This window comes from Microbispora sp. H10836, assembly GCF_012999525.1.
In the GTDB taxonomy this organism is placed as follows: domain Bacteria; phylum Actinomycetota; class Actinomycetes; order Streptosporangiales; family Streptosporangiaceae; genus Microbispora.
In genome coordinates this window covers 677,023-699,662 of sequence record NZ_JABBWU010000001.1, presented here as the reverse complement: position 1 = coordinate 699,662, position 22,640 = coordinate 677,023, and the positions used below count along the sequence as shown (strand labels likewise).

The window sequence follows — 22,640 nt, the reverse complement described above, 5'->3', positions numbered from 1 at the left end:
CGACATGGAGGGAATGGTCAACCAGCTGCCGATCGGGCTGTCGATCGGAGCGGTCCTGCTGCTCATCGCCCTCGGGCTGACGTTCACCTTCGGGCAGATGGGCGTGATCAACATGGCCCACGGCGAGTTCATCATGGCGGGGGCCTACACGGCCTACCTGCTCCAGGGCGTGGGCTTCCTGGTCGCCCTCCCGGCCGCCTTCGTGGTGGCCGGGGTCATGGGCCTGATCCTGGAGCGCACGCTGATCCGGCGCTTCTACGGCCGCCCGCTGGACACGCTGCTGCTCACCTGGGGCGTCAGCCTCATGCTCCAGCAACTGGCCCGTGACCTGTTCGGGGCGCCCAACGTGCAGGTCGCCTCGCCCGCCTGGCTGCGCGGCGGCGCCGGGATCCTGCCGTACAACCGGCTGTTCATCCTGGCGCTCGCCGCGGCGTCGGTGCTCGCGATCTGGGCGTACATGAACCGGACCGGGCAGGGGCGGCGCATGCGGGCGGTGATGCAGAACAGGAGGCTCGCGGCCACGAGCGGCATCGACACCGGAAGGGTCGACCAGCGGACGTTCTTCATCGGCTCCGGCCTCGCCGGGGTCGCGGGGGTCGCGCTCACGCTGATCGGGCCGGTCGGGCCGGCGCTCGGGACGTACTACATCGTGGACGCGTTCCTCGTGGTCGTCGCGGGCGGCCTGGGACAGCTCCGCGGCGCGGTGCTGGCCGCGATCGGCCTCGGCCTGCTGAACTCCTACGCCGAGTTCTGGAGCGATGCCAGCCTCGCCAAGGTCGTGGTCCTCGTGGCGATCATCGGCTTCCTGCAGATCCGGCCGCAGGGGCTGTTCTTCGTCCGATCGCGGGCGCTCACATGACCGCCCTCACGGTCTCGCGCCGGGTCCTGACCGGCCGGTGGCAGGGCCCCGCGGCCTTCACGGCGGTGGCGGTGCTCGCCCTGGTGGTGGCGCCGCTGCTGCTGGAGCCGTTCCGCCTCGGCCTGCTGGCCAAGTATCTCTGCTACGCGATCGTGGCACTGGGCATCGGCCTCGCCTGGGGGCAGGGCGGCATGCTCACGCTCGGGCAGGGGGTGTTCTTCGGCCTCGGCGGCTACGCGATGGGCATGTATCTCAAGCTCAACGACGCCGCCGGGGACCTGCCCGACTTCATGGTCTGGAGCGGGGTGGAGAAGCTGCCGGCGCTGTGGAAGCCGTTCGGCAACCCGGTCTTCGCGCTGGCCATGGTCGTCGTGCTGCCGGTCGCGGTCGCGCTGCTGCTCGGCGCGCTGGTGTTCCGCCAGCGCGTACGAGGGGCGTACTTCGCGATCCTCACCCAGGCGCTGGCGGCGGCGCTGGTGATCCTGCTGGTCGGGCAGCAGGGGCTGACCGGCGGCACGAACGGCTTGACCAACTTCTTCGACTTCTTCGGCCGCGACGTGGCGGCCGACGAGACCCAGCGGGGCCTCTACCTGCTGGTGGCGGCCGTGCTCGGGGCGCTCTACCTGGGCGCCAGGCAACTCGTCCGCAGCCGGTTCGGACGGCTGCTGCTCGCGGTCAGGGACGGCGAGGACCGGGTGCGCTTCCTCGGGTACGACCCCGCCACGGTGAAGACGCTGACCTTCGCCGTCTCGGCGGGCATGGCCGGCATCGCGGGGGCGTTGTTCGTGCCCGTGGTCGGCATCATCTCGCCGGCCCTTCTCGGGGTCGTGCCCTCGCTCGAACTCGTCGTCGCGGTGGCCGTCGGCGGCCGGTTCGCGCTGGCCGGCGCGGTGCTCGGCGCGGTCGTTATGGGGTACGCGCGGACGTACTTCAGCGAGGAGCTCCCGGACGCCTGGCTGTATCTGCAGGGCGCCCTGTTCGTGCTCGTCATGACGCTGGCGCCCAAGGGCATCGCGGGCCTGGCCGCCGCTCTCGTACGGAGAAGGGAGGCGAGGGCGTGACCGAGCCGCTCTTGGACATCCGCGGGCTGGAAGTCGCCTTCGGCGGCTTCCGGGCACTCGACGGCGTGGACCTGACCGTCGGCCGGGGTGAGCTGCGCTTCCTGATCGGGCCGAACGGCGCGGGGAAGACCACCCTCATCGACGTGATCACGGGCCTGACGAAGCCGACCGCGGGCACCGTGCGGTTCGAGGGGCAGGACCTCGCGGGCCGCAGGGAACACGAGATCGTCCGGCTCGGCGTGGGCCGGACCTTCCAGACCTCGGTGGTCTTCGAGGAGCTCACCGTGCTGGAGAACCTGGACCTCGCCGCGTCGTTCCGCCGCCCCCTGTGGTCGCTGCTGCGCCGCAGGCGCGGGGTGTCGGAGGAGGTCGCGGCGGCGCTGGAGACGACCGGCCTGGCCGGGCTGGCGGACAGCAGGGCCGGGGTGCTGTCCCACGGGCAGCGGCAGTGGCTGGAGATCGGCATGCTGATCGTCCAGCGGCCCCGGCTGCTGCTGCTCGACGAGCCGGTCGCCGGCATGTCCTCCGGCGAGCGCGAGCGCACCGGCGAGCTGCTCACCGAGGTCGCCCGCGACCACACCGTGGTCGTGGTGGAGCACGACATGGACTTCCTGCGCCGCTACGCCTCCCAGGTCACCGTCCTGCACGAGGGCAGGGTGCTGACGGAGGGCTCGGTGGAGCAGGTGCGGGCCGACCCGCGCGTGCAGGAGATCTACTTGGGACGGGCGCGGGAGGGTGCCGAGGATGCTGTCCGTTGAGGGACTGGAGTCGGGGTACGGCCGGGCCCGGGTGCTCTTCGGCGTCTCGCTGGAGGTGCCCGCCGGAAGCCTCGTCTGCGTGATGGGCCGCAACGGGGTCGGCAAGACGACCCTGCTCGACACCGTCATGGGCGTGCTCCCGGCGACCGGCGGGACGGTGACGTTCGAGGGCAGGGACGTCACCCGGCTGCGCCCCGACCAGCGCGTACGGCTCGGCATGGGCTACGTGCCGCAGGGGCACGAGACCTTTCCCCAGCTCACCGTGATGGACAACCTCCTGGTCACGCTGGAGGCGTCCGCGCACCGTGAGCACGTGGCGCTGGAGGAGGCCCTGGAGGTCTTCCCCCGCCTCAAGCCGCTGCTGAAACGGCCGGCGGGGTTCCTGTCCGGCGGCCAGCAGCAGCAGCTCGCGATCGCCCGCGCCCTGGTCACCCGGCCGAGGCTGCTGATCCTGGACGAGCCGACCGAGGGCATCCAGCCGTCGATCATCCTGGAGATCGAGGAGGCCGTCGGACGCCTGCACGCGACCGGTCTCGCGATCCTGCTGGTGGAGCAGTATCTGGACCTCGCGCTGCGGCTGGCCGACGGGTTCGTGATCCTCGACGCCGGACGGGTGGTCAGGTCCGGCCCCGCACGGGAGCTCCAGGACGAGGAGGTTCACCGCCTGTTGTCCGTCTGAGGGCCTGTCGCCGGTCCCGGTCCCGCGCTTACGCTGGAGGGGAGGAAGCGATCGCACGTGTGAACGCCTTCGGCCGCGCCGGAGGCTCCGCACCGCCCGTGCGGTGGGGGCCAGTCCGGACCCGGCATTGCGCACGGCCCGACCGCTTCCTCCACTGTCTCCGGCGCCGCCCCCCGAGCCGGGGCAGGATGGGCGGATGGGTGAGGAACGGATCGGCCGGACGGGGCAGTCCGGCGCCGAACTGCTGGCCGCGGCCCGTTCCGGCGACGGCGACGCCTTCGGGCGCCTGGTCGGGCCGTTGCGCGACGAGCTGCGCGCGCACTGCTACCGCATGCTGGGATCGGTTCACGACGCGGAGGACGTCGTCCAGGACACGCTGGACCGGGCGTGGCGCGCTCTGCCGCGGTTCGAGGACGACGAAGGGGACCGCGGATCCGTGCGGCCCTGGCTGTACGCGATCGCCACGAACAGGGCGCTGACGCTCATCGAGCGGCGTGGGCGGCGCGAGCTGCCCGCCGACCTGAGCCCGGGAGGCGTACCGCCGGTCGAGGCGGCGTGGGTCGAGCCGTTCCCGGACCGGCTGATGAGCTGGACGGCGGAGCTGGGCCCGGAGGCCCGCGTCGTGGCGCGGGAGAGTGTGGAGCTGGCCTTCGTCGCCGCGCTGCAGCACCTGCCGGCTCGGCAGCGGGCCGTGCTGCTGCTGCGCGACGTCCTCGGCTACGGCGCCGGCGAGGTCGCCGGCCTGCTGGAGACGACCGTCGCCGCGGTCAACAGCGCGCTGCAGCGGGCCCGCGGCACGCTCGGACGCCTGGTCCCGCCCACCACCCAGCAGCGGACTCTCGGCCTGCTCGGCGAACCGGCGTGGCGGGAGACGGCCCGGCGCTACGCCGCCGCCTGGGAGGCCGCGGATGTGGACGCCATCGTGGCGATGCTGACCGAGGACGCGAAGTACTCGATGCCGCCGCTGACGGCCTGGTATCAGGGGCACGAGGCCATCCGCGGCTTCCTGCGGAAGACGGCGCGCGAATGGCGCTGGCGTCTCCTGCCGGCGGGGGTGAACGGGCAGGTCGCGTTCGGCACCTACCTGTGGGACGACGACCGCGGCGTCTACGCCGCCGCCGGCCTGGACCTGCTCGCGCTGCGCGGACAGCGGATCGCCGAGGTGGTCTCGTTCCTGGAGGCCCACCTGCCGGCGTTCGGCCTGCCGGCGGAACTGACGCGGGCGGATGTGGCGGCTGACCGATGAGTTCGCCGGTCGCGGAGGGTTGTAGGCGGTGACAGCGGACGACCCGGAAGGACCGAGCGAGAATGACCGACGACCACGAGCGGATCCGCGACCTGATCGAGCGCTGGGCCGAGGCGGTCCACCGCGGCGACATCGAGGGGGTGGTCGCCGACCACGCCGGCGACATCGTGATGTTCGACGTGCCGCCGCCGTACGAGGGCGTGCGCGGCCTGGACGCCTACCGCGAGACGTGGCCGCCCTTCTTCGCCTGGCAGGCGCATGGTGCCTGCTTCGAGATCGAGTCGCTGGACGTGACCGCGGGTCAGGACGTCGCGTTCGCCCACGCCCTGGTGCGCTGCGGCGGCCCGGAGGAGCTCGCGGCGAACCCGCGGACGCGCCTGCGGCTGACACTCGGCCTGCGCAGGCAGGACGGCCGATGGGTGGTCGCCCATGAGCACCACTCGTTCCCGTACGTCGACCCGGACGCCGGCTCCGGAGCGGCCGAGGAGTCCGGAGCGGCCGAGGAGTCCTGGGCGGCCGAGGAGGAGGTGCGCGAACTGCACCACCGGTGGTTCGCCGGCACCGCCGCCGGGGACCTGGAGGGCCTCATGGCCGGCATCGCCGCCGACGTCGTCTCCTACGAGCACGACGGGCCGCTGCGGCACCGCGGCGTCGAGGCGGTGCGCGAGGTCTGCGCGCGCGGCCTCGACGCCGCCGGGGACGGCGTGAGCTGGGATGTCCCCGATCTGAGGATCCTGGTCAGGCAGGACCTGGCCGTCGCGTGGGGGCTCAACCGCATCCGGGTCGAGCAGGCGGGCGGCGAGAGCGCCGAGACGTGGTCACGCGGAACCCGCGTGTTCGAGCGGAGAGACGGCACGTGGGCGATGATCCACCAGCATCTCTCCTTCCCGCACGATCCGGACACCGGCGAGGCCAGGACCGACCTGCGCCCGTAGTCAGATGTCGAGCTGCCACTGGTACCAGGTGTCGAAGACCTCGAAGCCCATCGCCTCGTTGATCGCCAGCATGTGCGGGTTCGCCACCGAATTCCAGGTGATCACACGCTCGACGGACGGCTCGCAGGCGCGGAACCAGGTGATGCCGGCGAGCTTCAGCACCAGGCCGAGCCGCCGGCCGCGGTGCGGGGCGAGGACCGTGGTCGCGCCCTGGCGGGCCCAGCCCTCCGGCCGCTCGGCGTCCACCACCAGCTGGGTGAACCCCGCGGGCTCCCCGCCGGCCGTGTGCCGGGCGATCACCGTGTAGGTCCGCTGGCCCGCCCGTGTGAGCATCTCCTCGCGTGCGCGCACGCGGTCGGCGGTCCACCGCTGGTCCTCCATCGCGAGGTCGCCCAGCGGCTCGTCGTTCATGCCCTCCGCCAGGCGGGCCATGTCGCCGAGCAGGTCGTCGGGGGTCGGCCCGGCCCACCGTTCGAGCGAGTAGCCGGTGGCGTGCCGTACGGCCCGGGCCCGGAGGAGTTCGAGGCCGGACCAGTCGGCCGTGCGCAGGTCGAGCACCAGCCGGGTCTCGGTGGAGGCCGGGGAGAACCCGCGGGCCTTGGCGAACGCCGTGCCCGGCCCGTCCGCCGGCGCCTCGGCGATCAGCACGCGTCTGCCCTCGTCGCGCGCCCGGCCGATCGCGTGGTCGAGCAGCATGCCGCCCACGCCCTCGCGCCGTCGCCGTGGATGCGTCATCAGCCGGAGCAGGGCGAGGTGGGTGTTGTCGTCCTGCGGGAGGTGGAGGATGTGGCCGCCGGCGACCCGGTCGCCGTCGCACGCCGCCCACGCCTCGGCACGCTCGCCGCCCGACCCGCTCCGGACGCTCGCCGCGAAGTGCCGCCACGACATCGCGGGACCCGGATCGTCGCAGGCCCGGGACACGGCGTACAGACCGGCCAGGGGGGAGTGGCCCGCGGGGCCGTCGGGGTCGTCTTCCTCCTGCGCCGCGGGGACGACGCGCATCATGTGCATGCCGACAAGAATTCCGCACACCCTGTCAGGGACGCGACTCGTTTTCACATCGTGGAACCGCGGTGGTGAGGGGTCTACTGCATGTAGTTCTCGACCTCGTCGGCCGGGCGTGGGGAGGCGTAGTCGGGGTCCTCGCCCACGTCGCGCCGGGCGCGGCGCTGGCGCAGGAGGTCCCAGCAGCGGTCGAGCTGCTCTTCCAGCGAGGAGATCCTGTCGTGCTCCTCCTCGGAGGTCAGCTCGCCCGCGACCAGCCGTTCACGCAGCGAGTGCTCCTCGTCGACCAGCTCGCTGATCTGCTTGAGGATGTCGTTGTCCTTCATGCGGCCTCCTTCGCATCACGGCTCACCCTAACCCGGTGCTCCGTCTCGGAATGTGATCGGGTGTCTCTTCCGCTGGAGGGCGTCTGCTAGTCTGCTTGGCATGCTGCGCGGTCTCCTTCTTATCCGCCGCGGCGAGGGCCTGTAAGAGGCCGGCTCCCTCGCCGCGGTGCGAGAGTCATGCGCGTCGGCCGCCCTGGTTTTTTCCAACGGCGCCCCTTTTCCAATGACGACGGCAACGTCGTGCCCGGGGCTCGCCGTGCGCCCGACGAGGAGCAATCATGAATGAGCAGCAGCCGAGCCCGATGCCGTTCCATCGCTACACGCCGTTCGAGCCCGTACGGCTGGCCGACCGCACCTGGCCCGACAAGGTCATCACCAAGGCGCCCCGCTGGTGCGCGGTGGACCTGCGCGACGGCAACCAGGCGCTGATCGACCCGATGGACTCCGACCGCAAGCTGAAGATGTTCGACCAGCTGGTCCGGATGGGCTACAAGGAGATCGAGGTCGGTTTCCCCGCCGCGTCGCAGACGGACTACGACTTCGTCCGCCAGATCATCGAAGAGGAGCGCATCCCCTCCGACGTGGTCATCCAGGTGCTGACGCAGGCCAGGCCCGAGCTGATCGAGCGGACCTTCGAGTCGCTGCGCGGCGCGCGCCAGGCGATCGTCCACCTGTACAACTCCACCTCCACCCTCCAGCGCCGGGTCGTCTTCGGCCAGGACACGGACGGCATCACCGCCATCGCCGTCGAGGGCGCCAAGCTGTGCAAGAAGCTGGCGGCCGAGATGGAGGGCACGGAGATCTACTTCCAGTACTCGCCCGAGTCCTTCACCGGCACCGAGCTGGAGTACGCCGTCGAGGTCTGCAACGCCGTCAACGACGTGTGGCAGCCCACCCCCGACCGCAAGGTGATCGTCAACCTGCCGGCGACGGTCGAGATGGCCACCCCCAACGTGTACGCCGACCAGATCGAGTGGATGCACCGCAACCTGGCGTACCGGGACTCGATCGTGCTGTCCCTGCACCCGCACAACGACCGGGGCACCGCCGTCGCCGCCGCCGAGCTGGGCTACATGGCCGGCGCCGACCGCATCGAGGGCTGCCTGTTCGGCAACGGCGAGCGGACCGGCAACGTCTGCCTGGTGACGCTGGGCATGAACCTGTTCTCCCAGGGCATCGACCCCGAGATCGACTTCTCGGACATGGACGAGATCCGGCGCGTGGTCGAGCACTGCAACCAGCTGCCCGTACACCCCCGCCACCCGTGGGGCGGCGAGCTGGTCTACACGGCCTTCTCCGGCTCCCACCAGGACGCCATCAAGAAGGGCCTCGAGCACCTGGAGCGCGACGCGGCCGCCGCCGGCGTGCCGGTCGACGAGTTCACCTGGGCCGTGCCGTACCTGCCGATCGACCCCAAGGACATCGGCCGCACGTACGAGGCCGTGATCCGCGTCAACAGCCAGTCGGGCAAGGGCGGGGTCGCCTACATCATGAAGGCCGACCACCAGCTCGACCTGCCGCGCCGCCTGCAGATCGAGTTCTCCCGCGTCATCCAGGCCCGTACGGACGCCGAGGGCGGCGAGGTCACCGCGGCCGAGATCTGGGAGCGGTTCTCCGACGAGTACCTGCCCAACCCGGCGAGCCCCTGGGGGCGGCTGGGCCTGCTGGCCCATCGGCACACCTCCGCCGTGGACGACAAGGACGCGATCAGCGCCGACGTGCGGGTCGACGGCCAGATCCGGGAGATCGAGGGCGTCGGCAACGGCCCCATCTCGGCCTTCTGCGACGCGCTGGAGAACATCGGGGTGCCGGTGCGGGTCCTCGACTACACCGAGCACGCGATGAGCGCGGGCGCCGACGCCAAGGCCGCGTCGTACGTGGAGTGCGAGATCGGCGGGCCGGAGGGCGCGCAGGTCCTGTGGGGCGTCGGCATCGACGCGAACACGACGACCGCCTCGCTCAAGGCCATCATCTCCGCCGTCAACCGCGCCACCGGCCACTGACGTCCCCCCGATTCTCGCGGTGACACGGCATGACCTGCGCCGTCACTGCTCATGACCTTGCCCAAAATCGCAAGCGTATGTCCTGACCGGCCCATAAGGCGGTCGTGATCACGCGAAAGGCGGCAACCGGGAGATCCCCGACTGCCGCCTTTCGCATGTCTCGTGATCAACAGGGGCGTCACGATTCACCATCGCAGGCACAATGGATCATGCAACGGCACATGCCCCCTCCTTTATGGGTTAGGACGTCCTGCGCATGAGGCGATTGATTGCAGTATTCGGCGCGACTGCTGTGACCTGCGCTCTACCGGCCCCCGCCTCGGCGGAAGCGGCCGCCGGCGATCCCGTGGCCGCGGTACGGCGGCTCCTGTCCGCCCAGTTCACCGTCAAGGTAGTCGAGTGGGGAGACGTCCAGCTGGGTTCGCGCTCGCGGCTGATCAACCACACGGCCAACACCTTTCAGTACGACTTCAAACGCGCGGGGTCGATCCAGCTCGGGCGCAAGGGAGTCGTCGCGTCCGACCTGAGCAGGCACCTGCGGTTCGAGCGTGACGACTCCGCGGCCCTCGTGAAGAAGGACGCCGCCGACGGTGATCCCGTGGCCAGGAGCCTCCTGATCCAGACCCGGCCGCACCGTTCCGTGAGCGTGAACGGCAAGCTCTACACCACCGGACCCCTGTACGCGCCCGCGTTGCCGAAGGGGAAGACCTGGGCCCTGCGCGGCGCGATCCCGAACGGCGGCGCCTTCACCGATCAGGTCGTCGACGTCTTCGAGCCCCAGACGCTGAAAAAGCTGCTGTCCGACACCTATTTCAGAAAGCGCTCCGGCTTCAAGGACAGCACCGGCCGGATCCACGAGAACACGATGCTCTACAAGGGGAAGATCACCTTCGCCGACCTGTACGCCGTCTCGCCTACCTTCCGGGCGCTTGTCGGGCAGAAGCCCGACGCCACCCTCGCTCCCGCCCTCGTGTGGTGGTGGCTCTGGACCGACAAGGACGGCACGCCCATGATGGTCGATTCCATCTGGGACACCTGGGTCAAGGGCGGGGCTGGCCGGCCTCATGCCAGGGGAGCGGCGAGAACCGAGTACCTCGCCTGGCGACCCCACGTCACGATCAAGCCGCCCAGGTCGTCTCTGGTGGCCAGGGTCGAGGGCCCGGCCGACGGGCTGCCCGAGATCGACGACGTGGGCGAGGCCATCCGGGACCGGCGGGAGTAGTCGCGGAGGCTCCGGCCCGGCTCTCGTTCGTCACGAACCGGTTCGTCGCCGGGGAACCGCACAAGGCGGGCCTTCCCGCCACCGCATCCGGCGCGAGCAGGGCCGGGCTCGCATAAGGCCGGATTTCGCGTCACGAGTTGCGGGATCAGGTCCATGCCAGCCTCAGCGGATCCCAAGCTCCCGAGGTGACTTGTCTGGACAGAACGGGATCGACCAGAGCCTTGGCCACGAGCAGCGCCTCGCCGAGCGATCGTTCGGCGATCCAGGGAAAATCGGCGACCACGGTGGCGTATCCGACCGCCCACATCGCTTCATCCGGCGCGTGGAGCTCGGCCCCGTGAAGCAGTTCGCGACGGTGTGCCTCCGAGGTGAAGGCTCTGCGGAGCGCCTCGGCCTGTAAAGATCGCGACCTCGCTATGAGAACCAGGTCGACAAGGTCGCGAAAGCGGGTGCTCGGTCTGCCGTCGCGGACTTCCAGCATTGCCATGACCTTGTCGGCGACGGTGTCGACCAGCGGATAAAGCCGGTACGGCGGCCGGACCAGTCCCGGGATGTCGAGCGAAAGAGCAGGCGGTGAAACTTCTGGGTGGCCCGTGATGATGCCGCCGGTTACCAGATCTACCCCGAATCTCTCGAAGCGGCGCGGGCCCAGCCAGGCTTCCACACCCACTCGTATGCCCGCGACTCCCTGGATGAGGGATCGCGGCCGGTCGAAGCGGAAGGTGAAGTAATCGCCCAGGTCGGCTTCGGCGGTGGTGCACAGCGCCGCGAAACCCGCCTCAGGCGAACCGGCGCGGGCCACGACGTCGACGTCGGCAGAGTGCCGGGCTGAAGAGAGGCGGGCGAGCAGGGCCACGCCGCCCTTGAGGATCCAACAGTCCTCATCGCCGGCGAAGAGGCGGGCGAGTAAGCGGTCATACGCGAACTGACGGCGACGTTGGCTCGTCGAATACGGCGAATCGCCCGAGGTTTTCTTGAGGCGGTCCGTGATGGCGGCACCGAAAGCCTGGGGGGAGGTGTAGGGGAACGTGTCGCCGGTGGACTGCATGTGGCTACGGATGTCCTTATCGATGGGTCAGATGCTGCAGGAACTCCTGACCGGTCGCGTCGGGCAGTCCGTAGCCCGCGGCATAGGGCGCCAGAGCCGTGGCGAGGTCACTGGGCTGGGTCAGGTTCCGTTCCAGCATGTCCGCCACCACAAGGCCCAGATGACCTCCATCCAGACGGATGGCTGCCAGGTCTGTCGCCGTCCGTCGCGGTGTGGTCACGAGGAGTCCGTCGACCCATCCGACATCATCGACCGCGAGCCGCGCATGGCGAATGGCCACATCCTGTCGCCGGGTCCGAAAGCGACGCGGCGGGGGGACGATGAATTCCCACCGCAGGGGATTGAGATGTCCCACCTCGTATACAAGAGCTGCACTGGTGTGGGAGACGACTCCGTGAGGGAGTCCTCGCTGGTCCATCTGTAGTTCGGGGGCTAGCTGGAGCCATGCGGCCCGTAGTTCCTCCAGCCCGGGGCGCGGAGCGCCGGCCACCCGGTAGACGCCGTGAGCCACGTGTTCGAGAGCCCGGGCCTGGACCAAGCGGCTGAGGTCGCGGCGATGTGCGCCATGACGTGTGGCCTGCCGAGCGGTGACCAGACCATGCTGAGCCTCCGCGAGGGGCGAAAGGATGCTCATCGCACCGGCGAGACCCATGGCACGACTGTCTCATAACTGAGACGTTCGTGCCAAGGCTCCTAACGGCGACCGCAGGCGAACCCTGGTGGCCCGGTTCGGCGAGCGCCCGGAGCTCTTGGCCGTGGCAGTGAGTCATTCGCGTGCTGATATGTTTTACGAGTAAAACATGTGTGAAAGAACGGGGGATCATGAGGCCGGCGATGCGAGGGCGGCTGCCGTTGCGGGGGGTGTTCAGAGTCGGCCGACTGGGGGACGTCTGGCACAAGCAGGCGCTCAGCGCGGTCGTCGCGCTCGCCGTGCCGGACGCGGTCCTCCTCCTGCTGGACCGTCTGGATCTGGCCGTGTACACCTCCGCCGGCGCCTTGTGCGCTCTCTACGCGCACGGCCTGCCGTACCGGGTCAGGGCGCGCACCCTGCTCGGCGTTGTGGCGGGCATGGTCGCAAGCGTGGGCGTCGCGCTCACCGCGGCCGGTCTCACCCGGTCGGCCCCCGTCCTGGTCGTCGTGGCGGCGCTGCTCGCCGCCGCGCACAAGGTGGCGTGCGACGCCGCCCGGATCGGCCCGCCGGGCAACCTGATCTTCACGTTCATCGGCGCGACCTGCACGTTCCTGCCGCAGCGGCTCGGGGACATCCCCTTCCACCTCGCGCTCGTCGCGGCGGCGGCGGCGCTCGCCTGGCTGGTCTGCATGGCTCCCGCGCTCGTCCGTCCCGAGGGGCCCCAGCGCACGGCCGTGGCCCGGGCGCTGGAGGCCGCCGTGCGGCTCGCCCACGCGGAGGGGCCGGCGGCCGCCCGCGCGCGGCACGACGCGGCGGCGGCGGTCAACGCGGCCTGGCACACGCTGCTTCCGTCGCCCGAGGGGCGGGGCAGGCGCGCGCTCGAACGTCTCCTGGCCCGGGTGGAGGCGTCCCTCCCGGCCGTGCCCCGCGACGAGGCGGGCCTGTTCACGGACTGGGCCGCGGACCTGCGCCGCAACCGCCCGGTGCCGGAGGTGAGCCTCGGCGAGACGGGGGCCGCCGGGCTCGCCGGCATCGCGCTGGAACGGGCGGCGCCGGCCGGGCCGGGCCTGCTGCGCATGTTCCACCCCGGCTCCCCGCTGTTCCCGATCGGTGTGCGCGTCGCCGTCGGGTCCGCCCTCGCCGGGCTGGTCTCGCTGGCCGCAGGGGTCGGTCACCCCTACTGGGCGGTGGTCACGGCCGCGTCGGTCTTCCAGGCCAACGCCACACTGTCGTGGCAGCGGGCCCTGCAGCGCGCCCTCGGAAACGTGGTCGGCCTGCTCGTCTTCACGGCGCTGCTGCCGGTCAGCCGTACGGGCGCGCTCGCCCTGGTCCTGCTCACGCTGGCCCTCCAGTTCTGCACGGAGGCGCTGATGACCCGCAACTACTGGCTGGGCACGGTGTGCGTGACGCCGATGGCCCTCCTGCTCACCGAACTGCCCGGATACCAGCCCGCGTGGCCGCTGGTCCGCGACCGCTGGCTGGACACGGCCGTGGGCGTCGCGGCGGGACTGCTCGGCTGTCTGCTGGTGACCAACCGCCGCAGCGCCGGGCGGATCGACGCGGCGCTGCGGCGTGTGGCCGCCGCCCAGGCGGTGGCCCGGCGCCTCCTCGCCCGTGGTCCGGGTGAGCCGGGGGAGACGGCGCGGGTGAGGGGCATGCTCGTCGACGCTCTGGTGGAGCTGCGCCGGGCCGCCGACGTCGCCGCCGGCGAGTGGTGGCAGCGCGCGTTGCCGGAGGAGCAGGTCGCCCGGGCCGAGCAGGAGGGGCACCGCCTGCTGGCGAGGCCGGCCGTACGGGATCGGGATAGAGTCGGCTGCGAACGGACCCAGGGCTGAGGAATCGGGGCGTGGAGGACATCGCCGGCGAGGCGCCCGAGAGCGTCGCAGAGGACGTCGTCGCGCAGGTGATGCGCCAGTGGCGGCGTGTCCACCCCGAGCTGGACACCGCCCCGATCGCCGTGATCGGCCGCCTCACCCGGTGTGTCCTGCTGCTGCAGCAGGCCGGCGACGCGCCCCTTCGGGAGTACGGACTCACCCGGCCGGAGTTCGACGTCCTCGCCGCGCTGCGGCGGCTGGACCGGGAGCTCACCCCGAGCCGGATCGCCAGGGAGACCTTCGCCTCGGGCGCGGCCGTCACCAAGCGGCTGCGGGCCCTGGAGGAGCGCGGCCTCGTGCGCCGCCGCCCCGACGACCGCGACCGGCGGGTCTCCCACCTCGCGCTCACCGACGAGGGCCGTGCGCTCACCGACCGGCTGCTGCCCCGGCAGCTCGGATACGAGAGCGATCTGCTGGCAGCGCTGGGCGCCGACCGGCAGCGGGAGCTCGGAGACCTCCTCGGCGAGCTGCTCCTCCTCCTGGAGGGACGCCTCGGCGCCCGTCAGTTCTGACTTCGCCGTGAGAAGATCTCACCCTGCGCGTCGGCGTAACCTCCGACGCCGGCGAGCGTCCGGCTGCCGGAGGCCGCCTACTCGGGGAGGCCGAGCAACCGGCCGAGGCAGGTCACGTTGTGGTCGAACAGTTCGGCGCGGTGGGTGATGGTGTTGTTGAACTGGCCGAAGAGCTCGAAGCTGACCATTCCGAACAGGCCTGTCCACGCGGCGATCGCCCGCGTGACCACGTCGTCGGGAACGCCCGGCATCAGCGACCGTACGACCTCGGCGTCCTCCGCCAGGACCGCGGGCGGCGGCGGGCAGATCGGGGGAGGGACGAGCCTGCCCGCCCGGTGGGCGTCGGTGACGATCCGCCCGTACACGGCCGTGTCGCGTACCGCAGGCGCGACGGTGTCCTGCGGAGCGGCGTAGCCCGGCACGGGCGAGCCGTACAGAAGGGCGTATTCGTGGGGATGGGCCAGGGCCCACTCGCGTACGGCGCGGCAGACGGCGAGCCAGCGCCCGGTGAAGTCGTCGCGCGCGCAGGCGGCGTCGGCGCGCTCGACGGCCTCTCCGAGGGCGTTGTACCCGTCGATGATCAGCGCGGTCAGCAGGTCGTCGCGGCTGGGGAAGTAGCGGTAGATCGCCGAGGAGACCATCCCCATCTCGCGAGCCACCGCCCGCAGGGACAGACCCGGGGCCCCAGCGGTCGCCAGATGGCGCCGGGCGATGTCCGTGATCTCCTTGATCAGTTCCGCTCTCACCCGCTCGCGCGCGGTACGGCTCGCGTTCATGCGACCAGGTTATCAGAGCACCTGTGTGATTAGAGAGCACCGCTCTTGACGTAAGCCACCCTATTGAGAGAGCATTGCTCTCGTAACGGAGCGACGAACGCTAGGGGTGTCCATGTCAGCCGGGATCAAGGGACTGATCGCCGCAACGATGTTCTTCCTGGAGCTGGGGGTGCTGATCTCGCTGGCCTACTGGGGGTTCACCCGCGAGGCGAACATCATGGTCAAGATCTTGTTGGGGCTCGGCACACCCGCCGTGTTCGCGACGCTCTGGGGGTTGTTCATGGCGGGCGGCAAGGCGCCGCACCAGTTGCACGGGCTCGCCCGGGCCGCCTTCGAGGTCGTGTGGTTCGGGGCGGGGGCGGCCGCGCTGGCGGCCTCCGGGCTCGTCACCGCCGGTGTCGTGTTCGCGGCCGTGTACGTCGTGGACGGCGTGCTGCGGCTGCTGACGGATCAAGTGTGAAGGAGAAGCGATGGGCAGGCATGTGATCGTCGGAGCGGGACAGGTCGGCGGCGGGCTCGCCGAGACGCTCGCGGAGCGGGGGCACGAGGTGACCCTCGTCACCCGCTCGGGCTCGGGCCCGAAGCGTCCGGGAATCTCGCCGGTCGCGGCGGACGCGGCCGACGCCGACGCCATGCGGCGGCTCACCGAGGGGGCCGGCGCGCTCTACAACTGCGCCAACCCGCGCTATCACCGGTGGCCCCTGGACTGGCCGCCGATCGCGGCCGCGCTGCTGGCCGCCGCGGAGTCGTCCGGAGCCGTCCTGGTCACGCTGGGCAACCTGTACGGGTACGGGCCGGTGGACGGGCCGATGACCGAAGACCTGCCGCTCGCCGCGACGGGTACGAAGGGCAGGGTCCGGGCGCGGATGTGGGAGGAGATGCGGGCCGCCCACGAGGCGGGAAGGGTGCGGGTGACCGAGGTGCGAGGCTCGGACTACTACGGGCCGCGGTCGTCCGACCAGTCCTACCTGGGGCCGCGGCTCCTGGAGCCGCTGTTCGCGGGCAAGACCGCCACCGTCGTCAGCGACCCCGACATTTCGCACAGCTGGACGTACCTGCCGGACGTGGTGCGGTCGCTGGCGGCGGCCGCGGAGGAGGAGCGCGCCTGGGGCCGGCCCTGGCACATCCCGACCGCGCCGCCCTTCACCCTGCGGCATTTCGCCGAGACCGTGTGCGAGGCGGCCGGTCTCCCGGCGCCGCGCCTGCGGCGGCTGCCGGCGTGGATGCTGAAGGCGGGGGGTCTCGCGTCGCCGTTCCTGCGCGAGCTGGGGGAGACCCGTTACCAGTTCGACCGGCCGTACGTGCTCGACTCCTCCGCCTCCCAGGCGGTTCTCGGGTTCACGCCGACGCCGATCGAGGCCGGGGTGAAGGAGACGGTGGCGTGGTGGCGGGGGCGCTGAGAGGCGCCGGAGGGACGGCGATAGTCTCCCGGGCATGAGAGTCGGGATCATCGGCCTGGGAGACATCGCGGAGAAGGCGTACCTGCCGGTGCTGGCGGCGACGCCGGACATCGAGCCGCTGCTGTGCACCCGCGACCGCACGGCCCTCGACCGGCTCGGCGACGCCTACCGGATCGGCGCGCGCTTCACCTCCCCGGACGGCCTCGTCGAGGCCGGGATCGACGCGGCCTTCGTGCACGCCGCCACCACCGCGCACGTCCCGATCGTGACCACGCTGCTGGAGGCGGGCGTGCACGTCTACGTCGACAAGCCGCTCGCCTACGACGCCGCCGCCTCCGCCGGGCTCGTCCGGCTGGCCGCCGAGCGGAACAAATCGCTGATGGTCGGCTTCAACCGCAGGCACGCCCCCGCGTACGCGGCCCTGCGCGACCTGCCGCGCGACGTGGTCGTGATGCAGAAGAACCGGCGGGACCTGCCCGGCGACCCGCGCGCCGTGGTCTTCGACGACTTCATCCACGTGGCCGACACGCTGCGCTTCCTCGCCCCCGGGCCGATCACCGGCACCTCGGTCAGGACCAGGGTGCGGGAGGGCCTGCTCGAACACGTCGTGCTCACGCTCGGCGGCGACGGCTTCACCGCCGTCGGCGTGATGAGCCGCACCAGCGGCGCGGCCGAGGAGGTCTGCGAGGTCATGGGCGACGGCGGGAAGCGGCGCGTGGTCAACCTCGGCGACGTGGTCGACTATGCGGGGGGCGAGACCGTCACGAGGCGGGGGGACTGGGTCCCGGCGACCCGGCAGCGCGGCATCGAGCAGATCTGCCGGGAGTTCCTCGCCGCGGTACGGGAGGGGCGGATCCTCACGGCGGACGACGCCCTGCTGACCCACCGGCTGTGTGAGGAGATCGTACGGGCCGCTGGGGACGCCTCCGGTGCGGACACCACCGTTACGGGCACCGCCGCTGAGGACACCGCCACCATGGACACGGCCACCATGGACACGGCCACCATGGACCCCGCCACGATGGACGCCGCCACGACGGCCTGACCGCCTCCCGGAAGCCGCATTTTCCCGGGAGGCGGTCGTCATCGCCGTCTTTCAGGGCCGTCAGGGGTAGAGGCCACGCATGCGGTGGGCCTCGGCCACCCGCCCCACGCCGATCGCGTGGGCGGCCTGGCGGAGCGTGAGGTCGCGCTCCACGGCCAGATCCGCGACCGCCCGGTAGGCGTTCTCCATCAGGTCGCGGAGCTTCACCTCGACCTCGCCCGCGCTCCAGGAGTACGCCTGGGTGTTCTGCACCCACTCCAGGTAGGACACGATGACCCCGCCGGCGTTGGCCAGGATGTCGGGGACCACCGTGACCCCGTTGCCCGCCATGATCAGGTCGGCCTCGGGCGTGGTGGGCCCGTTGGCGCCCTCCACGACCAGGCGGGCCCGTACGCGCGGGGCGTTGTCCGCCGTGATGACGCCTTCGAGCGCGGCGGGGACCAGCACGTCCACGTCGAGTTCGAGCAGGTCGCCGTGGGAGAGCGCGTCGGCGTCGCGGTAGCCGTGCACCGAGCCGGTCTCGGCCGCGTGGGCGCGCAGCGCGGCGACGTCGAGCCCGGAGGGCCTGACGACCGCGCCGCCCGCGTCGGAGACGGCCACGACACGGCAGCCGGCGTCGGCGAGGTACTGCGCGGCGAGCGCGCCCACCTTCCCGAAGCCCTGCACCGCCACGGTCGCGCCCTCTGGGGAGCGTGCCCCACTCATCTCGGCCAGCGCCTGCAGCGCGGCGATCTGCACCCCGCGCGAGGTCGCGCCCGCGCGGCCCAGCGAGCCGCCGAGAGCCGTGGGCTTGCCGGTCACCACGCCCGGGACCGAGTAGCCCGCGTTCGCGCTGTAGGTGTCCATGATCCAGGCCATGGTCTGCTCGTCGGTGCCCACGTCGGGCGCGGGGATGTCCTTCTCCGGGCCGATGAGCGGCAGGATCTCGTTGACGTAGCGCCGCGTGACGCGTTCGAGTTCGCGGGTGGTCAGCGTGGCCGGGTCCACCGCGACGCCGCCCTTCGCCCCGCCGTACGGTATGCCGACGAGCGCGCACTTCCACGTCATCCACATGGCGAGTGCGGTGACCTCGGCGAGGTCGGTGGCGGGGTGGAAGCGGATGCCGCCCTTGGCCGGGCCGCGCGACAGGTTGTGCTGCACGCGGTGGCCCTGCACCACCTCCAGGCGGCCGTCCTCGCGCCGTACGGGCACGGAGACCGTCAGCGAGCGGCGGGGCGTGGCGAGCATGCGGTGCATGCCGTCGTCGAGGCCGAGGAAGCGGGACGCCTCGGCGAGCTGGAACCGGGCGGCGGCGAGGGCGTGCTCACCGGGGGTGGGCCGGGGGCCGGAATACGCGGTCTGCGGATCGGGGATCGGGGACCGAACCCCCGACGCCGTTGTCGGGAAGTCCGTGATGGTCATTCTGTTGTTCTCCTGTCGGAAGAGAGGCCGTCCCCCGGACCCCGCGGCCGTCGACGTTGACGACCGCGTACGACGGGCCTGGAGGAGCGACATCTGGATCAAACCGCGAGCCGTGGTGACCGCGATATAGGCCAATAAGGAGATCGCCGGGCGAGATTTCGCCGTTCTGGTGAACTTGGGACCCGGTTTGCGGACCTTTTGCGATAGACGGGGTTTGCCAGTAGACAAGGTGGGTGCCGGAACTTGTGCTGGGCCCGCTGCTGCGTCACGTGGACGCGGCCGTCGCGACCGTCTGGGTGGAGACCTCGGAGCCGTGTACCGTCCGCGTGCGGGCCGGCGACGCCTGCTCGCAGGAGCGCACCTTCACGGTGCACGGTCACCACTACGCCCTGCTCGACGTCGGCATCGACGGGCCGGTGGCCTACGAGGTGGAGCTCGACGACCGGCGGGTGTGGCCGGAAGAGGGCCTGCCGCCGAGCGTGATCCGCCCGCTCACCCGCCTCGACCGGCTGATCTTCGGCTCCTGCCGCACGAGCGTCCCGCACGAGGAGCCGTACGTGCGCACGCACGGCCCGGACGTCCTGCGGGCGTACGGCCTGCGCGTGATGGAGTCGCCGGACGAGCGGCCCGACCTGATCCTGCTGCTGGGCGACCAGGTGTACGCCGACGAGCTCACCCCGGACATGAAGGAGTTCATCGCCGGGCGCAGGGACGACGGCCCGCAGGAGGTCGTCGACTTCGAGGAGTACGCCGAGCTGTACCGCCAGGCGTGGTCCGATCCTCCGGTCCGCTGGCTGATGGCCACGGTCCCCACCCTGATGATCTTCGACGACCACGACGTCAGGGACGACTGGAACACCTCGGCGGCATGGCGTGAGCAGATGGCCGAGGTGGCCTGGTGGGACCGGCGCATCGTCTCGGCGCTCGGCTCGTATTACGTCTACCAGCACCTGGGGAACCTGCCCCCGGACGAGCGGGCGGCCGATCCCGTGCTCGCCGCGCTCAAGTCCGGCGGCGGCGACGAGGCGCTCGACGCCTTCGCCCGGCGGGCCGACCGTGAGCCCGACTCGGTGCGCTGGAGCTACCACCGGGACCTGGGCGACGCCCGGCTGATCGTGCTGGACAGCCGCAGCGCCCGGGTGCTGGAGCCGGGACACCGGCGGATGCTCGACCCCGAGGAGTGGGACTGGTTCGACAAGCACGCCACGGGCGACTTCGGACACCTGCTCGTCGGGTCCTCGCTGCCGATCCTGCTGCCCGCGGGCATCCACCACGTCGAGAGCTGGAACGAGGCGGTCTGCGACGGCATCTGGGGCCGCCGGGCGGCGCGGTGGGGCGAGCGGCTGCGGCAGTTTCTCGACCTGGAGCACTGGGGGGCCTTCCGCCGGTCGTTCGAGGAACTCGCGCGGGTGGTGCTGGAGGTCGCCTCGGGCCGCCGGGGCAGGCCGCCCGCGAGCGTCCTGCTCCTGTCGGGCGACGTCCACTACTCCTACATGGCGTCCGTACGGCGCCGGGGCGGCGGGCGCGTCCATCAGATCGTCTGCTCGCCGATTCGCAACCCGCTGAGCCGCACGCTGCGCTTCGCCAACATCGTGGCGTCGTTCGGGCTGGCGGGCGTGCTCGGCGGGGTGCTGGCCAGGGCGGGCGGCCTTCCCCGGACGCCGGTGCGATGGCGGATCAGCAAGGGACCCTGGTTCCCCAACATGATGACCGCCGTCGACCTGGCGCCCGGAGAGGCCAGGGTGACGTGGTTCACCGACACCGGCGACCACGACACGGTGCTGATCAGGCCCGAGCCTCCCGCAGCACCGCGCTGAGCTGGTCCATCGCCCACTCCAGGTCGTCGCGGGAGACGACGAGCGGCGGCGCGAGGCGGATCGTCGAGCCGTGCGTGTCCTTGACGAGCACGCCGCGGCGCATGAGCGCCTCGCTGATCTGCCGGCCCGTGCCGAGCGAGGGGTCGATGTCGACGCCCGCCCACAGCCCGCGCCCACGCACCGCCACCACACCGGGGCCGAGATCGGCCAGCCGCGCGTGCAGGAACGCGCCCAGCTCGCGGGCCCTGGCCTGATACTCGCCGGTCTTCAGCAGCCCGATGACCGCGTCGCCGACGGCGCACGCGAGCGGGTTGCCGCCGAAGGTGGAGCCGTGCTGGCCGGGCCCGATCACGCCCAGGACGTCGGTGTTCGCGACGACCGCGGAGACCGGGACCACGCCGCCGCCGAGGGCCTTGCCCAGGACGTACAGGTCCGGGACGACCCTCTCGTGGTCGCAGGCGAACGTGTCGCCGGTGCGGCCGAGGCCCGACTGGATCTCGTCGGCCACGAACAGCACGTTGGTGTCGGTGCAGATCTCCCGGACCGCGGCCAGGTAGCCGTCCGGCGGGACCAGCACGCCGGCCTCGCCCTGGATCGGTTCGAGCAGTACGGCCACGGTGTTCTCGTCGATCGCCTCCCTGACCGCCTCCACGGAGCCGTACTTGACGATCCGGAAGCCGGGGGAGAAGGGGCCGAACCCGTCGCGCGACTCGGGGTCGGTGGAGAAGCCCACGATCGTCGTCGTACGGCCGTGGAAGTTGTCCTCCATCACGACGATGTTGGCCTGACCGGGGGCGACGCCCTTGACCTCGTACCCCCACTTGCGGGCCACCTTGATCGCGGTCTCGACGGCCTCCGCGCCGGTGTTCATCGGCAGGACCATGTCCTTGCCGCACAGCTCGGAAAGGCCGGTCACGAACGCCGCGAACCGGTCGTGGTAGAACGCCCTGCTGGTCAGCGTCAGCCGGTCGAGCTGCTCGCGCGCCGCCGCGAGGATCTCGGGGTTGCCGTGGCCGAAGTTCAGCGAGGAGTAGCCGGCCAGGCAGTCGAGATACCGCCTGCCCTCCACGTCGGTGACCCAGGCGCCCTCGGCGGAGCTGATCACGACCGGCAGCGGGTGGTAGTTGTGTGCGCTGTGGCTCTCGCTGAGCCTGATGAACTCCTCGGTCCTCATCGGATCTCCCTGCTCGGCCGGATCTCGAGGGTGCAGCACTTGGGGCCGCCGCCGGACTTGCGCAGCTCGCTGAGGTCGACCGGGACGACCTCGAAACCGCGGCGCTTCAGTTCCAGGATCAGCCCGGTCGCCTCGGCGTTGACGACGACGTTGCGGCCGTCGCTCACCGCGTTGAGGCCCAGCACCTCCGCGTCCGCGGACGTGGCGATGACGGCGTCGGGGAACAGCCGCCGCAGCACCTTCCTGCTGCCCTCGCTGAACGCCTCCGGATAGTACGCCACGTTGTGGCCGTCCAGCGGGAACAGGGCGGTGTCGAGGTGGTAGAACCTCGGGTCGACCAGGCGCAGCGTGACGACCGGGCGGCCGAGGAACTCCTGGGCCTCCATGTGCGCCGCCACGTCGGTGCGGAAGCCCGTCCCTGCCAGGATCATCTCGTCGAGCGTCAGGTAGTCGCCCTCGCCCTCGTTGGTGAAGGACGCCTCCAGTGTCTCGTATCCCCGCTCGCTGAACCACCGCAGGTAGGCGGGGCCCTCGGCGGCTCGCTGCGGGTGGGCGAACCTGGCGCCGTAGACCCGTCCGTCGACCACGAGCGCGCCGTTGGCGGCGAACACCATGTCCGGCAGGCCCTCGATCGGGTCGATCAGGCTGACGGTGTGGCCCAGGCTCTCGTACGCCTGCCGGAGGCTGTCCCACTGCCGCAGCGCCCGTGCGGTGTCGGTCTCCTTCTCCGGGTGCATCCATGGGTTGATGGAATACGAGACCGTGAAGAACTCGGGCCGGCACATCAGGAAATGCCGGACCGTACCCGTGTGACCACTGTCCGTGGCCTCGGTGGCTGGCGCGAGCGTCATCGTCGACTCCAAGCGGG

The 22,640-nt window shown here is 71.4% G+C and carries 22 protein-coding genes and 1 pseudogene; 14 read left to right on the top strand and 9 right to left on the bottom strand.

All coding sequences use genetic code 11. The annotated features are described in order from the left end of the window. Nucleotides 1-4 precede the first annotated feature (4 nt). From urtB to HHX30_RS03240, 6 genes are all read left to right on the top strand, one after another. Nucleotides 5-859: an urea ABC transporter permease subunit UrtB gene (urtB, locus tag HHX30_RS03265; RefSeq protein WP_169979146.1), complete on the top strand. Its 855-nt coding sequence runs from the start codon at nucleotides 5-7 to the stop codon at nucleotides 857-859. Next, a complete protein-coding gene (urtC, locus tag HHX30_RS03260; protein WP_169979144.1) occupies nucleotides 856-1,920 on the top strand; it encodes an urea ABC transporter permease subunit UrtC in 1,065 nt (354 codons plus the stop codon). The genes urtB and urtC overlap by 4 nt, the downstream gene beginning before the upstream one ends. Next, nucleotides 1,917-2,678 carry an urea ABC transporter ATP-binding protein UrtD gene (urtD, locus tag HHX30_RS03255; protein WP_169979142.1) on the top strand — a complete coding sequence of 254 codons (762 nt, stop codon included), beginning with the start codon at nucleotides 1,917-1,919 and terminating at the stop codon, nucleotides 2,676-2,678. Before urtC ends, urtD begins: the two co-directional genes overlap by 4 nt. Next, complete coding sequence (urtE, locus tag HHX30_RS03250) at nucleotides 2,665-3,357, top strand: urea ABC transporter ATP-binding subunit UrtE (RefSeq protein WP_169979140.1); 693 nt, start codon at nucleotides 2,665-2,667, stop codon at nucleotides 3,355-3,357. The genes urtD and urtE overlap by 14 nt, the downstream gene beginning before the upstream one ends. A gap of 196 nt (nucleotides 3,358-3,553) precedes the next feature. Next, entirely contained in the window at nucleotides 3,554-4,603 is a 1,050-nt protein-coding gene (locus HHX30_RS03245; protein ID WP_169979138.1) for a sigma-70 family RNA polymerase sigma factor, read from the top strand. 62 nt (nucleotides 4,604-4,665) lie between these two features. Continuing rightward, nucleotides 4,666-5,538 (top strand): SgcJ/EcaC family oxidoreductase, encoded by an 873-nt coding sequence (locus HHX30_RS03240; RefSeq protein WP_169979136.1) that lies wholly within the window; start codon nucleotides 4,666-4,668, stop codon nucleotides 5,536-5,538. Here HHX30_RS03240 and HHX30_RS03235 read toward each other — a convergent pair whose 3' ends face one another. Together HHX30_RS03235 and HHX30_RS03230 are read right to left on the bottom strand one after the other, a co-directional pair. Then, nucleotides 5,539-6,549 carry a GNAT family N-acetyltransferase gene (locus tag HHX30_RS03235; RefSeq protein ID WP_169979126.1) on the bottom strand — a complete coding sequence of 337 codons (1,011 nt, stop codon included), beginning with the start codon at nucleotides 6,547-6,549 and terminating at the stop codon, nucleotides 5,539-5,541. A 74-nt stretch (nucleotides 6,550-6,623) separates the two neighbouring features. Next, nucleotides 6,624-6,869, bottom strand: a complete 246-nt coding sequence (locus HHX30_RS03230) for a DUF2630 family protein (RefSeq protein ID WP_169979124.1) — start codon at nucleotides 6,867-6,869, stop codon at nucleotides 6,624-6,626. Nucleotides 6,870-7,147: 278 nt separating this feature from the next. Here HHX30_RS03230 and leuA point away from each other — a divergent pair, with 278 nt between their 5' ends. After that, complete coding sequence (leuA, locus tag HHX30_RS03225; RefSeq protein WP_169979122.1) at nucleotides 7,148-8,872, top strand: 2-isopropylmalate synthase; 1,725 nt, start codon at nucleotides 7,148-7,150, stop codon at nucleotides 8,870-8,872. Nucleotides 8,873-9,164: 292 nt separating this feature from the next. Next, nucleotides 9,165-10,094 (top strand): hypothetical protein, encoded by a 930-nt coding sequence (locus HHX30_RS03220; protein WP_169979120.1) that lies wholly within the window; start codon nucleotides 9,165-9,167, stop codon nucleotides 10,092-10,094. 145 nt (nucleotides 10,095-10,239) lie between these two features. Here the strand turns inward: HHX30_RS03220 and HHX30_RS03215 are convergent, their stop codons facing one another. The 3 genes and pseudogenes from HHX30_RS03215 to HHX30_RS43635 all read right to left on the bottom strand — a co-directional run. After that, nucleotides 10,240-11,142 carry a nucleotidyl transferase AbiEii/AbiGii toxin family protein gene (locus HHX30_RS03215; RefSeq protein ID WP_169979118.1) on the bottom strand — a complete coding sequence of 301 codons (903 nt, stop codon included), beginning with the start codon at nucleotides 11,140-11,142 and terminating at the stop codon, nucleotides 10,240-10,242. 16 nt (nucleotides 11,143-11,158) lie between these two features. Further along, the gene (locus HHX30_RS41230; RefSeq protein ID WP_249349532.1) at nucleotides 11,159-11,497 is read right to left on the bottom strand and encodes a hypothetical protein; all 339 of its coding nucleotides are present in this window, start codon (nucleotides 11,495-11,497) and stop codon (nucleotides 11,159-11,161) included. Between the two features lie 141 nt (nucleotides 11,498-11,638). Next, nucleotides 11,639-11,776, bottom strand: a pseudogene (locus HHX30_RS43635) (type IV toxin-antitoxin system AbiEi family antitoxin domain-containing protein); the annotation flags it as partial. Nucleotides 11,777-11,976: 200 nt separating this feature from the next. Here HHX30_RS43635 and HHX30_RS42470 point away from each other — a divergent pair. Beyond that, entirely contained in the window at nucleotides 11,977-13,608 is a 1,632-nt protein-coding gene (locus HHX30_RS42470) for an FUSC family protein (protein ID WP_169979794.1), read from the top strand. An 11-nt stretch (nucleotides 13,609-13,619) separates the two neighbouring features. Then, nucleotides 13,620-14,159, top strand: coding sequence for a MarR family transcriptional regulator (locus HHX30_RS03200; protein WP_310741700.1), 540 nt, complete (start codon nucleotides 13,620-13,622; stop codon nucleotides 14,157-14,159). Between the two features lie 77 nt (nucleotides 14,160-14,236). Here HHX30_RS03200 and HHX30_RS03195 read toward each other — a convergent pair whose 3' ends face one another. Then, entirely contained in the window at nucleotides 14,237-14,935 is a 699-nt protein-coding gene (locus tag HHX30_RS03195; RefSeq protein ID WP_169979115.1) for a TetR/AcrR family transcriptional regulator, read from the bottom strand. A 112-nt stretch (nucleotides 14,936-15,047) separates the two neighbouring features. On the opposite strand from HHX30_RS03195, the gene HHX30_RS03190 reads away from it, so the two are divergent. The 3 genes from HHX30_RS03190 to HHX30_RS03180 are packed head-to-tail and all read left to right on the top strand — an operon-like array spanning nucleotide 15,048 to nucleotide 17,380. After that, entirely contained in the window at nucleotides 15,048-15,395 is a 348-nt protein-coding gene (locus tag HHX30_RS03190; protein WP_169979114.1) for a YrdB family protein, read from the top strand. A gap of 10 nt (nucleotides 15,396-15,405) precedes the next feature. Then, nucleotides 15,406-16,335, top strand: a complete 930-nt coding sequence (locus HHX30_RS03185; RefSeq protein ID WP_169979112.1) for an NAD-dependent epimerase/dehydratase family protein — start codon at nucleotides 15,406-15,408, stop codon at nucleotides 16,333-16,335. Between the two features lie 34 nt (nucleotides 16,336-16,369). Continuing rightward, the gene (locus HHX30_RS03180) at nucleotides 16,370-17,380 is read left to right on the top strand and encodes a Gfo/Idh/MocA family protein (protein ID WP_169979110.1); all 1,011 of its coding nucleotides are present in this window, start codon (nucleotides 16,370-16,372) and stop codon (nucleotides 17,378-17,380) included. A 60-nt stretch (nucleotides 17,381-17,440) separates the two neighbouring features. Here HHX30_RS03180 and HHX30_RS03175 read toward each other — a convergent pair whose 3' ends face one another. Beyond that, nucleotides 17,441-18,781, bottom strand: a complete 1,341-nt coding sequence (locus HHX30_RS03175) for a Glu/Leu/Phe/Val dehydrogenase (RefSeq protein WP_169979108.1) — start codon at nucleotides 18,779-18,781, stop codon at nucleotides 17,441-17,443. 233 nt (nucleotides 18,782-19,014) lie between these two features. On the opposite strand from HHX30_RS03175, the gene HHX30_RS03170 reads away from it, so the two are divergent. Then, nucleotides 19,015-20,598 (top strand): alkaline phosphatase D family protein, encoded by a 1,584-nt coding sequence (locus HHX30_RS03170; protein WP_169979106.1) that lies wholly within the window; start codon nucleotides 19,015-19,017, stop codon nucleotides 20,596-20,598. Here HHX30_RS03170 and rocD read toward each other — a convergent pair. Then, nucleotides 20,567-21,772, bottom strand: a complete 1,206-nt coding sequence (gene rocD, locus HHX30_RS03165) for an ornithine--oxo-acid transaminase (RefSeq protein ID WP_169979097.1) — start codon at nucleotides 21,770-21,772, stop codon at nucleotides 20,567-20,569. The two genes, HHX30_RS03170 and rocD, sit on opposite strands and share 32 nt — an antisense overlap. After that, a complete protein-coding gene (ddaH, locus tag HHX30_RS03160; RefSeq protein ID WP_249349529.1) occupies nucleotides 21,769-22,623 on the bottom strand; it encodes a dimethylargininase in 855 nt (284 codons plus the stop codon). Before ddaH ends, rocD begins: the two co-directional genes overlap by 4 nt. Nucleotides 22,624-22,640: the final 17 nt, after the last annotated feature.